Source organism: Tenacibaculum sp. TB-56 (assembly GCF_059716275.2).
In genome coordinates this window covers 2,499,707-2,511,919 of the sequence record NZ_CM201367.1, presented here as the reverse complement: position 1 = coordinate 2,511,919, position 12,213 = coordinate 2,499,707, and the positions used below count along the sequence as shown (strand labels likewise).

Sequence of the window (12,213 nt, the reverse complement as noted above, 5' to 3'; positions counted from 1 at the left end):
TTCTAAAGGTCTAACCTCTTAGATTATTCGTTATGCATAAAACGTTGTTTCGCTAATAGCTCCTCCTCTGTTTCAACATTATCTTCATCAGGAACACAACAATCTACAGGGCAAACTGCCGCACATTGTGGCTCTTCATGAAAACCTTTACACTCAGTACACTTGTCAGCAACAATGTAATAAATTTCATCAGAAATTGGTTCTTGATCTTCATCGGCATTGGCAGATTTACCGTTTGGTAAAACGATATTTCCTGTTAAATCAGTACCGTCTGCATATTTCCAATCATCTGCTCCTTCGTAAATAGCTGTGTTTGGACATTCAGGTTCACAAGCCCCACAATTTATACATTCATCTGTTATTATAATTGCCATAATTAATCTCTTTCAGTTTTGTAACTTTGCATTTGCAAAAATAGTTCCAATTTAATTTAGAACCAAATAAATGGATAGTATAAAAAGTAGAATTAACGCTTTTCATAAACTAGGAGAATTTTTAAGTCAGTTTTCTCAAGAAAAAGTTGAGAAAAAAGAAAATATAGAACATAATGAGTTATTTTTTGATGGATTGAAACATCAACTTAAAATAGCAGGAGAAAACAATACGTGGTTTACGAAAGAAAACCTGTTGTTTTCAGTAGAAAACTGGGCAAAAGCCTTGACCACAGATAATTTAACTGAATGGATTTCTAAAGAAGATTTAGGAAAAAACGACGCTAAGTTAATTGCTATTATTATGGCTGGAAATATTCCTATGGTTGGATTTCACGATTTTTTATCAGTATTAATCTCTGGGCATTCAGTTTTAGTAAAGCAATCGTCTAACGACAAACATTTATTACCTTTTTTAGCTAAGTATTTGGAATATGTAGAACCTGAATTGAAAGGTAAAATATCATTCACAGAAGAAAAATTGACTGGTTTTGATGCGGTGATTGCTACAGGAAGTAACAATACGGCTCGTTATTTTGAGTATTATTTTAAAGGTAAACCGAGTATTATCCGAAAAAATAGAAATTCTGTAGCAGTATTGACAGGAAATGAATCGGAAGAACAAATGCAAAATTTAAGTGAAGATGTTTTTCGTTACTTCGGGTTAGGCTGTCGTTCAGTTTCAAAAGTATTCATTCCGAAAGACTATAATTTCGACGCTTTTTTCAATGGAATGTATCAACAACGCGAAATCATCAATAATGTTAAGTACGCTAATAATTACGATTATAACAAAGCGGTGTATTTAATGAGTGAGTTTGATATTTTAGAGAATGGTTTTTTAATGATTAAAGAAGATGAGAGTTACGCCTCTCCTATCGCTTCTGTTTTCTATGAATACTACGACAATTCTGATGATTTGAAGATAAAACTTTGGGAAGATAGGGAGCAAATTCAATGTGTGGTGGCTAACAATTTTATTGAAAATGAAATTGAGTTTGGGCAAACGCAACATCCTAAGTTATGGGACTATGCTGATGGTGTAAATACACTAGAATTTTTATCAAAAATTTAGAACAACCTCTTTATATAAATTTGCACCTTTGTGTAACAAAACACAACAACACAAATGAAAAAACACAATTTTAGCGCAGGTCCTTGTATTTTACCTGAGGAAGTGCTTCAAAAAGCTTCTGAAGCAGTTGTCAATTTTAATAATGATAACTTGTCTTTAATTGAAATTTCTCATAGAAGTAAACCTTTTGTAGAGGTGATTGAAAAAGCAAGAAGTTTAGCCTTAGAGTTATTGGGACTAGAAAATAAAGGCTATAAAGCATTGTTTTTACAAGGTGGTGCAAGTATGCAATTTTTAATGGTTGCCTACAATTTATTGAATAAAAAAGCTGCGTATTTAAATACCGGAACGTGGAGTAGCAATGCGATTAAAGAAGCAAAACTATTTGGAGAATTGGTAGAAGTTGCCTCTTCAAAAGATAAAAACTTCAGCTACATTCCAAAAGGATATGAAATCCCTACGGATGTAGACTATTTTCACTGTACTAGTAACAATACGATTTTCGGAACACAAATGAAGAGTTTCCCTGAAACTTCAGTTCCTATGGTATGTGATATGAGTTCTGATATTTTTTCTCGTCAATTAGATTTTTCAAAATTTGATTTGATTTATGCCGGAGCTCAAAAAAATATGGGGCCAGCAGGTACAACTTTAGTGGTTGTAAAAGAAGATATTTTAGGAAAAGTAGAACGTCAAATACCTTCTATGTTAAACTATCAAGTGTTTATTGATAAAGATAGCATGTTTAATACACCTCCTGTATTTCCAGTATATACATCTATGTTAACATTGGATTGGTTAAAAGATTTAGGGGGAATTGAATTTATTGAAAAAGTAAACGAGAAGAAATCAGCTTTACTATATAATGAGATAGATAGAAACCCTTTATTTAAAGGAGTTGCAGCTGTAGAAGATCGCAGCCATATGAATGCAACATTCACTTTAACCGATGAAAGCTTACAAGCTAAGTTTGATACTATGTGGCAAGAAGCCAATATTAATGGATTGCACGGTCATAGAAGTGTTGGTGGATATCGCGCAAGTATGTACAACGCATTACCTTTGTACAGCGTTCAAGCGTTGGTAGATGTAATGCAGGAATTAGAAAGAACTAGTTAATGAATCAATTTGAAAATTTGAAAATGAAGCAATGCTCTTTTTAATTTTTCAATTTTTAACTTTCAAACAAAATTAGATGAAAATATTAGCGAATGATGGAATTTCCGTTAGCGGAATTGAGGCTTTGGAAAAAGCAGGGTTTGAAGTATTAAATACAAAAGTTGCTCAAGAACAACTTGAAAACTATATAAATGAACACGGTATTGATGCTATCATAGTAAGAAGTGCTACGCAAATACGTCAAGAATTGATAGAAGCTTGCCCAAGTATTAAATTAATTGGTCGTGCAGGTGTTGGTATGGATAATATTGATGTTGAATATGCTATCGATAATGGTGTACATGTTGTAAACGCTCAAAGTGCATTTGCTCCTTCAGTTGCTGAGTTGGTGTTTGCGCATTTGTTCGGTATGGTACGCTTTTTACATCAATCGAATCGAGAAATGCCTTTAGAAGGTGACATAAGCTTCAACTCTTTAAAAAGACAGTTTTCTCAAGGGATTGAATTAAGAGGTAAAACTTTAGGTATTATAGGTTTTGGTCATATCGGACAAGAGGTAGCTAAAATGGCATTAGGATTAGGAATGAAAATAATTGCTACGGACACTGAAGTAGAAAATGCTACTATTACAATTCCTTTTTTCGATGGACAAGTAGTTAATTTTTCCGTAGAAACTCAATCGTTAAAAGAGGTTTTATCTAAATCAGATTTTGTAACCTTGCATTTACCAGCACAAGAAGAGTACGTTATAGCTGCTACTCAGTTTGATCAAATGAAAGACGGAGTTGGAATTATCAACACTTCAAGAGGTAGTGTTTTAAATGAAGTTGATTTAGTAAATGCTATTGAAAGTGGTAAAGTTAAATATGCTGGATTAGATGTTTTTGAGAATCAGCCAACACCTGAAATTCAATTATTGATGAATCCAGAAATCTCTATGACACCACATATTGGTGCATCTACTATTGAAGCACAAGAAAGAATTGGAGTTGAATTAGCCAATAAAATTATAAAACTATTAAGCGAATAATTCATGGCGATTGTAAAACCTTTTAAAGCGGTAAGAGCTACGCGTGATAAAGTGGCGTTAGTTTCCTCTAAATCATATGAAATTTATACTCCTGCAGAGATTGGAGCAAAGCTAGACTTTAATCCGTATACATTTTTACATGTAATTAACCCTGGATATAAATACCATAAACAAGATGTAACCGGTGAACAACGTTTTAAATTGGTACACAACCGTTATTTAGAATTTAAAGAAAATGAGGTTTTCAAGCAAGATGAAACTTCCGCTTTTTATGTATATCAAAAAATAACTCCTTCAGATAATTTCTGCGGAATTATAGCAGCAACTTCTGTTGAAGATTATCATAATAATGTGATAAAAAAACATGAAGATACTTTAAGAGAACGTGAGTTACTGTTTGAAAATTACTTAAAAAACACAGGCTTTAATGCTGAACCAGTACTACTAACCTACCCTGATAATGATGTAATAAATTCAATTATACAAAAATACCAGAAGCAACGACCAGAGTACGAGTTTTCTACGTCTGATAGAGATTTACACTTTTTATGGGTGGTGAATGACAGCAACGATGTAGCTAAAATTTCTAAGGCATTTCAACAAGTTAACACTTTATATATTGCTGACGGTCATCATCGTTCTACCTCTTCTTGTTTATTGGCTCAAAATTTAGCAGAAAACAATCCAGAGCACACAGGTAAAGAAGATTACAACTATTTCATGAGTTATCTATTACCTGAAAGTCAGTTGAAAATTTATGAATTCAATCGATTTATTAAAGATTTAAACGGATTAACTCCTGAAGAATTACTGATTGAATTAGACACACATTTTAGAATAGAAAATCGTGGGCAAGAGCTCTACAAACCAAAAGAAAAGCATCACTTTAGTATGTATTTAAACGGTGAGTTTTATGCCTTGTATTTACGTAAATCACTTTACAAATTCACTGATTGTTTAAGCGAGCTAGATGCCTATATTTTATACACAACCGTATTACAACCTATTTTAGGAATAGACGACATTAGAAACGCTTCTAAAATTGTGTATTCGCAAAATAAATCAGACGGATTAGAACTTAAAACCAAGGTAGATAGTGGGGAATTTAAAGTTTCCTTTGGAATGCTTCCTACTAACATAGCAGAGTTAAAAACAATCGTAGATGCTGGTTTAATGATGCCTCCTAAAACCACCTATATAGAGCCTAAATTACGAAGTGCTTTAACTATTTACGAATTTTAGTACCATATCAGCACATACAGTTATTATCATGACAGGAATTAAAGAAAATCTTCAAAAAATAAAATCAAGTTTACCAAAACATGTAACGCTAGTTGCAGTTTCAAAAACGAAACCTGTTTCCGATTTGCAGGAAGCTTACGATGCGGGTCAACGCGTATTTGGAGAAAACAAGATCCAAGAAATGGTTGCCAAGTATGATGAACTTCCTAAAGATATTCAATGGCACATGATTGGACACCTACAACGTAATAAAGTTAAGTACATGGCACATTTTGTGCATTTAATTCACGGTGTAGATAGCTTTAAAACCTTACAAGAAATTGATAAACAAGCGAAGAAAAACGATAGGGTTATTAATTGTTTATTACAAGCTCGTATAGCTAAAGAAGACACTAAGTTTGGTTTACCTTTTAACGAAATAGAAAAAATTTTAGCTTCCGATGAATTAAAAGAATTAAAGAACATCAAAATTGTTGGATTGATGGGAATGGCAACGTTTACTGAGAATCAAGAGCAATTACAAGAGGAGTTTTCATCATTAGCGAGCTTTTTCAATAAAAATCAGGAAAAATATCCGAATTTAACTACCCTTTCTATGGGAATGAGTGGAGATTACGATTTAGCCATTAAAAACGGAAGTAATATGGTACGAATAGGAAGCTCAATTTTTGGAGTTAGAAATTATATTGCTTAGATTTACATAAATCTGCTAAAAAAAGAGAGAATTGTACGCTATTTTAGACATAGAAACTACTGGAGGAAAGTATAACGAAGAAGGAATTACTGAAATTGCTATTTATAAATTTGATGGACATCAAATCGTAGATCAATTTATTAGTTTAGTGAATCCGGAAAGAGATATCCAAGAATTTGTTGTTAAACTAACAGGAATTAACAACAAAATGCTCCGTAATGCACCTAAGTTTTATGAAATAGCTAAACGAATCGTTGAAATTACTGAAGATTGTTTTGTGGTTGCTCATAATGCTAACTTCGATTATCGAATTTTACGCACAGAGTTCAACCGTTTAGGTTATGATTATAAGCGTAATACCTTATGTACTGTAACTCTTAGTAAAAAATTAATTGCTGAAGCTCCATCGCACAGTTTAGGTAAGTTGTGTAGGTTTATAGGAATACCAATGTCTGATCGTCATAGAGCAACAGGAGATGCATTGGCAACAGTACAGTTATTCAAGTTATTATTAGAAAAAGACACCGAAAAAGAGATTATCCAACAATCTATCAAGTATTTTGATAATCGACATGAGAAATTTCGAATTCAAAAAATATTAGACAGTCTTCCTGAAAAACAAGGAGTGTTTTATATACACAATAAAGAAGGAAGTATTATTTACATCGGTAGAGGAAACAATATGAAACACGAAGTAAATAAACTTTTTTTAACGGAAACTACAAAAGGATTAAAAATAGTAAAAAGAGCTTCGGAAGTTACTTTTAACGAAACTGGTAATTTACTTTTTACACGTCTTAAATATCATTTAGAGCTAGAAAAAATAAGACCTAAATACAATATTATCAGAAGAAAAAAAATTGCGGATAGAAACTTTAATCATGATCATATGATGATTATCGATAAAGGTCGTATTCCTGAAGAACATGCTGTAATTTTAATAGAAAACAACGAGGTTATAGGTTATACATATACAAACTTAGCTTTTCAAGAAAATCAGTTATCTATCTTAAAATCAATGCTAACTCCTATTGAAAATAAAGAACTAGCAAAAACAATAATTAAGAACTACTTGTTAAAAAACAAAGTGTCTAAAATTGTGCGATTACAAGTTGAAAATAATTTGTAATATTGTTGTAAACCACTCAATAATTTACTGTTTTGGAAGAAAAATCACTTAATTGGAGAGATAAATTACATGAAATAATTTATGAAGCAGACACACCTGCTGGAAGGTTATTTGATATCGTTTTATTGTTTGCTATTTTAGCAAGCATTATATTAGTAATGCTAGAAAGTGTAGATAGTTTTGATAAAAAACATCATACTTTTTTATATGTATCTGAGTGGATTATTACAATTCTTTTTTCAATAGAATACATCCTAAGAATCATATCTATTAATAAACCTACTAAATATATTTTTAGCTTTTATGGTATAATAGATTTCTTATCTACAATTCCTATGTATTTAACCTTCTTCTTTGTAGGTTCTCATAGTAGTTTAATAGCTTTAAGAGCTTTACGCTTATTAAGGGTTTTTAGAATCCTTAAAGTATCAAGATATATAGGTGAGTCTAATCAACTTATTAAAGCATTAAATGCCAGTAAAGCAAAAATTGGAGTATTTCTTTATTTTGTACTCATTATTTGTATCATTTTAGGTTCTATCATGTATTTTATTGAAGGAGCAGAAAATGGTTTTACCAGCATTCCTAGAAGTATTTATTGGTCTATCGTAACTCTTACCACAGTTGGATATGGTGACATTGCTCCACAAACAGCTTTAGGGCAATTTATAGCTAGTATAACAGTTATTATAGGTTATGCTATTATTGCCATTCCAACAGGAATTGTAAGTTCTGAAATGACAAAAAAGAAAGTAGATTTAAACACACAATCTTGTCCGAATTGCTCATACGAAGGTCATAAAGATGATGCCGAATTTTGTTATCATTGCGGAACAAAACTGAACTAAATGCCACAAACAAACACCTTAATTACCATTGTAGGAGCTACGGCTATAGGAAAAACAGCACTAAGTATTAAACTAGCTCAACACTTTAACTGTGATATTGTTTCGTGCGATTCTCGTCAGTTTTATAAAGAAATGACTATAGGAACAGCAGTTCCAGATGCTGATGAACTTGCTGCTGCCCCACACCATTTTATTCAAAATCGTAGCATTTTTGAAGATTATTCAGTCGGTCAGTTTGAAAAAGACGCTTTAGCTAAGCTTGATGAACTATTTGCTAAGAATCCTATTCAAATCATGGTAGGTGGTAGTGGATTGTATGTTGATGCGGTTTTAAAAGGTTTTGATGAGTTTCCAGATGTAGATCCTCAAATTAGAATTGATTTAACTGCAGAGCTTGAAAACAAAGGAATTGAACATCTTCAACAGCAATTAAAAGAATTAGATATTGAAACCTACAATACAATTGCTATTGACAACCCGCATCGATTAATTCGTGCTTTAGAAATTTGTCTCGGAACAGGAAAAACATACAGTTCTTTTAAAAACAAGCCAAAAGCTCCACGCAACTTTCAAACTATAAAAATTGGTTTAAAAGCAGATAGAGAAATCATGTATGACCGTATAAATCGTCGAGTAGATATTATGATTGAAAACGGTTTGATTGAAGAAGCCCAAAAATTGCACCAACATAAAGAGTTAAATGCATTACAAACAGTGGGATACCGAGAGTTATTCGAATATTTCGAAGGTAACTTTACTAAAGAATTTGCAATTAAAGAAATCAAGAAAAACTCTCGAAGATTTGCCAAACGCCAAGGAACTTGGTTCCGTAAAGACCTTGAAATTATTTGGTTCGATTTTCAAGAAGATGTAAATAACATTATCGCAAACATTGAGAGTAAAAAGTAAAATTTAACGAATTTTAAGGTTCGTACATTAACCACTTTTTTATATTTGTCACAAAACACAGAAATTTATGAAATTAAAAATCACATTTATACTCGCTTTATTTTTTATCGGATTTACAAATGCACAAACGAAAGTAGGTACAGTAGACAGTGAATTAATTATTAGTAAAATGCCGCAAATGAAAGGTGTTTTACAACGCGTAGAAAACTATGGTAAACAATTAGATTCTAGTTTTCAAATTAAAGCTACAGAGTATAAAACAAAGGTAGATTCTTTTAAAGCGGAAGAAAAAATAATGACGGATGATGATAAAAAAACACGTTTTCAAGAAATACAGGTGCTTGAACAAGAAATGGCTAAATTTCGTCAAAACGGAACAGCAATGATGCAAATTCAAAGAGAACAAAGTTTACGTCCGTTATATAAAAAAGTAAGTGAAGTAATTGCTGAAGTAGCTAAAGAAAATGGTTATACCCAAATTTTAACAACTACAGGAAATGAATTTGGATATCTTGATGAGCGTTTTGATATCACAAAATTGGTATTAGACAAACTAGGAATTAAAGAGTAATTCTTTATGTACCAAAAACAAAAAGACTTACAATTACAATACGAAGGATTTTTACAAACACCTTTTCTATGGCATGGAAAAGGTGTTTTTGATTTAGAACAATTTTGTGTTTCAAAAGTTATAACCTCTTCTTTTTCCGAAGAAATTACACAGAAATTACGCTTAGGTAAGTTAGTAGAACGTTTTGTTTCTTTTGATTTACAGCAAGATTCCTCAATAACCATTCTCACAGAAAACATTCAAATTCAGCAAGAAAAAATAACCTTGGGTGAATTGGATTGTATTCTAAAACAAAACGAAAAACCTATTCATTTAGAAATAGTTTACAAGTTCTATTTGTATGATGCTACTGTTGGAGATTCTGAGATTGAGCATTGGATTGGTCCTAACAGGCGAGATTCTTTCGTTCAAAAACTAAGTAAATTAAAAGAAAAACAATTACCGCTACTCTACTCTAAGCAATCTAAAAAGTATTTAGATGAATTGGGTTTAGACCGAACTGAAATTACGCAACAAGTATATTTTAAAGCACAATTATTTGTACCTCTTCAAGATATAAACAAAGAATTTTCTTTGGTAAATAAGGAATGTATCTACGGATTTTATATTTACCCAAAGGAATTAGTTCAATTTTCTGATTACAAGTTTTACATCCCTAACAAACACAACTGGTTGGTTAATCCACACCCTAACGTTGATTGGTTAAACTTTGAATCGTATCAAAATAAACTTCAACAGTTTTTAAATGAAGAAAATGCACCTCTTTGTTGGTTGAAAAAAACCAATGGAGAATTCCTTAAATTTTTTGTGGTTTGGTGGTAACTTTCAATTTTGAAATTCGCTTTCTTGAAGTAATAAAATAAACTCCAGACAACAATACTACTGATGCAATAATTGATTGCGTTGTTAAAGTTTCATCTAAAAAATACCATCCTAAAAACAAGGCTACAACAGGGTTTACATACGCTGATGTTGACACTTTTTCAGTAGGAACAATTTTCAATAAATAATTGAAAGATGTAAAGGCTACAATACTTCCAAAAACAATTAATAAAAACATAGCTCCTTGTGCTTTAAAAGACCAATCTAAAGGGGAAGACCAAGTTTCTTTTAGTAAAAAAGAACCTATAAAGAGAAAAGCTCCTGCAAAGAGCATTTGATACCCTGTACTCACAAAAAAGTTCTTAGGAAGTTTTGCTTTAGCCACAAATACACTACCATAACTCCAACTTAATACACATGAAAAAATCATAAAAATTCCTATTAACATATCTTTTGAAGTTGTTATTTCATTTTGACTCACTAATAAGTACATTCCTATGATTCCTAAAACAACTCCAATAATAGATTGTCTTTGCATTTTCTTTCCATCAATCAAACGTAAAAGTAACAATACAAATAAAGGCTGTGTAGCTGCTAATAATGCCCCAAAACCACTATCTACAAACTTCAGTGCCCAAACAAACATTCCGTTTCCATATACTAAAAAAAGAAAACCAGCTATCGCAGAATTTAAAAGTTGTTTTTTAGTCACTTTTATTTCTCTTTTTAAAAGTTTAGCTATTAGCATTATTAGCGCTCCCGATATAGAAAAACGAATGGCTGCTAATAACAATGGTGAAACTTCTGTAACAACTATTTTGTTCAGTAAATAAGTTGATCCCCAAATAACATAAATAGCTATAAAAGCAGCTATAACGAGCGGTTTAGATTCTTTCATTTTATCTATATTCTAATGCGCTAAAAGTACAATAAAACCTTTTTGCTTGTTCTTGAAAAAGAAAAAATCGTTTGAAAATATTTTCAAACGATTTTGATTAAATATTTATTCTTACATAATTATAATTTTGCTAATAACTTTTCAGCTACTAGTTCTGATGATGCTGGATTTTGTCCTGTAATTAAAAGACCATCTTCAATTACATATTCTTGCCAGTCTCCTGCTTTGCTATAAATACCACCATTATTTTTTAGCTCATCTTCTACTAAAAACGGTACAATTGAAGTTAATTGCACTGCATCTTCTTCTGTATTAGAAAAACCAGTTACTTTTTTGTCTTTAACTAAAGGAACTCCATTTACTTTAGCATCTTTTAATACTATAGGTGCATGGCAAACAGCCCCTACTGGCTTACTATTAGCATAAAAAGCTTCTATTAAAGCTACAGAATCTTTATTTTCAGCTAAATCCCATAAAGGTTCATGTCCTCCAGGGTAAAAAATTGCATCATAATCACCTTCTTTAACTTCACTCAATTTCATTGTGTTTGCCAATACAGCTTGAAGTTCTTCATCTTTATTAAAACGATGTGTAGCTGGTGTTTGAAAATCTGGTTCGTTACTTTTTGGATCAATTGGTGGTTGTCCTCCTTTTGGAGATGCTAAAGTTACTTCTACTCCTTTATCTTTTAATAAATAATAAGGTGCAGCAAATTCTTCAATCCAAAATCCTGTTTTTTCTCCTGTATTTCCTAATTCTTCATGACTAGTAAGCACAAATACTACTTTTTTCATATTATTTCTATTTTTAAGTTACCTCAAAATTAGTATATGAAAGGTGAAAAAAAATTGATGTATGGTAATAAAGGCTTTTATAAAGTTTCTTTTCGTATTCTACTTAAACTTTCGGTTGTTATTCCTAAGTAAGATGCTAAATGATAATTTTTAATTTGCTGCTCTATATTTGGGTAGGTTTGTAAAAATAAATGATACCTTTCTTTAGCTGATAATACTAAGTTATTTAGAATTCTCTTCTGAAATCGTACCGTTGAACGTTCTAACTTTTTTCTAAAAAAATGTTCTATTTTGGGTACTTTTTCATAGATACTATCCAAATCACTCTTGGCTACTTTTAACACAGTAGCATCTGTAATACACTCAATAGAAAGTACAGATTCTGATTCGGAAAAATAACCTATATAATCACTAATCCACCAATCATTAATAGCAAATTGTATCGTGTGCTCTTTTCCTTTAGCATCCATAAAAAATGTTCGTAAACACCCTTTTACCACATAGTATTGATAGTATACTTTTTCGTTAGTATGTAAAATGGTATCCCCTTTTTTATAGGTTACTTCCGAAAAAATACTCTCAACTACTTTTAATTCTTCATTTTCTAATTGAAGATCTTTAAATACATTACTAACAGATGTACACATTATA

14 protein-coding genes are annotated in these 12,213 nt (G+C 31.4%); 10 read left to right on the top strand and 4 right to left on the bottom strand.

What is annotated here, in order from left to right; genetic code table 11:
• Positions 1 to 23: 23 nt before the first annotated feature.
• Entirely contained in the window at positions 24 to 374 is a 351-nt protein-coding gene (locus AC3VI6_RS12040; protein ID WP_028892008.1) for a 4Fe-4S dicluster domain-containing protein, read from the bottom strand.
• A gap of 70 nt (positions 375 to 444) precedes the next feature.
• Here AC3VI6_RS12040 and AC3VI6_RS12035 point away from each other — a divergent pair, with 70 nt between their 5' ends.
• From AC3VI6_RS12035 to AC3VI6_RS11990, 10 genes are all read left to right on the top strand, one after another.
• Positions 445 to 1,506: an acyl-CoA reductase gene (locus tag AC3VI6_RS12035; RefSeq protein WP_497706370.1), complete on the top strand. Its 1,062-nt coding sequence runs from the start codon at positions 445 to 447 to the stop codon at positions 1,504 to 1,506.
• 54 nt (positions 1,507 to 1,560) lie between these two features.
• The gene (gene serC / locus AC3VI6_RS12030) at positions 1,561 to 2,625 is read left to right on the top strand and encodes a 3-phosphoserine/phosphohydroxythreonine transaminase (protein ID WP_497706369.1); all 1,065 of its coding nucleotides are present in this window, start codon (positions 1,561 to 1,563) and stop codon (positions 2,623 to 2,625) included.
• Between the two features lie 76 nt (positions 2,626 to 2,701).
• Positions 2,702 to 3,655, top strand: coding sequence for a D-2-hydroxyacid dehydrogenase (locus tag AC3VI6_RS12025; protein ID WP_497706368.1), 954 nt, complete (start codon positions 2,702 to 2,704; stop codon positions 3,653 to 3,655).
• Positions 3,656 to 3,658: 3 nt separating this feature from the next.
• Positions 3,659 to 4,897 (top strand): DUF1015 domain-containing protein, encoded by a 1,239-nt coding sequence (locus AC3VI6_RS12020; protein ID WP_497706367.1) that lies wholly within the window; start codon positions 3,659 to 3,661, stop codon positions 4,895 to 4,897.
• A 28-nt stretch (positions 4,898 to 4,925) separates the two neighbouring features.
• Positions 4,926 to 5,591: a YggS family pyridoxal phosphate-dependent enzyme gene (locus AC3VI6_RS12015; RefSeq protein ID WP_497706366.1), complete on the top strand. Its 666-nt coding sequence runs from the start codon at positions 4,926 to 4,928 to the stop codon at positions 5,589 to 5,591.
• Positions 5,592 to 5,622: 31 nt separating this feature from the next.
• Positions 5,623 to 6,720, top strand: coding sequence for an exonuclease domain-containing protein (locus AC3VI6_RS12010; RefSeq protein WP_497706365.1), 1,098 nt, complete (start codon positions 5,623 to 5,625; stop codon positions 6,718 to 6,720).
• A gap of 32 nt (positions 6,721 to 6,752) precedes the next feature.
• A complete protein-coding gene (locus AC3VI6_RS12005) occupies positions 6,753 to 7,568 on the top strand; it encodes an ion transporter (RefSeq protein WP_299001689.1) in 816 nt (271 codons plus the stop codon).
• Entirely contained in the window at positions 7,569 to 8,477 is a 909-nt protein-coding gene (gene miaA, locus AC3VI6_RS12000) for a tRNA (adenosine(37)-N6)-dimethylallyltransferase MiaA (RefSeq protein ID WP_435254865.1), read from the top strand.
• A 67-nt stretch (positions 8,478 to 8,544) separates the two neighbouring features.
• A complete protein-coding gene (locus AC3VI6_RS11995; protein ID WP_299010358.1) occupies positions 8,545 to 9,048 on the top strand; it encodes an OmpH/Skp family outer membrane protein in 504 nt (167 codons plus the stop codon).
• Positions 9,049 to 9,054: 6 nt separating this feature from the next.
• The gene (locus tag AC3VI6_RS11990) at positions 9,055 to 9,870 is read left to right on the top strand and encodes a DUF1853 family protein (RefSeq protein WP_435254866.1); all 816 of its coding nucleotides are present in this window, start codon (positions 9,055 to 9,057) and stop codon (positions 9,868 to 9,870) included.
• Here the strand turns inward: AC3VI6_RS11990 and AC3VI6_RS11985 are convergent.
• The 3 genes from AC3VI6_RS11985 to AC3VI6_RS11975 form a co-directional block, all read right to left on the bottom strand.
• Positions 9,845 to 10,768: an EamA family transporter gene (locus tag AC3VI6_RS11985; protein WP_497706364.1), complete on the bottom strand. Its 924-nt coding sequence runs from the start codon at positions 10,766 to 10,768 to the stop codon at positions 9,845 to 9,847. The genes AC3VI6_RS11990 and AC3VI6_RS11985 overlap by 26 nt on opposite strands.
• 119 nt (positions 10,769 to 10,887) lie before the next feature.
• Positions 10,888 to 11,562, bottom strand: a complete 675-nt coding sequence (locus AC3VI6_RS11980) for a type 1 glutamine amidotransferase domain-containing protein (RefSeq protein ID WP_497706363.1) — start codon at positions 11,560 to 11,562, stop codon at positions 10,888 to 10,890.
• A gap of 77 nt (positions 11,563 to 11,639) precedes the next feature.
• Positions 11,640 to 12,209 (bottom strand): Crp/Fnr family transcriptional regulator, encoded by a 570-nt coding sequence (locus AC3VI6_RS11975; RefSeq protein ID WP_497706362.1) that lies wholly within the window; start codon positions 12,207 to 12,209, stop codon positions 11,640 to 11,642.
• Positions 12,210 to 12,213: the final 4 nt, after the last annotated feature.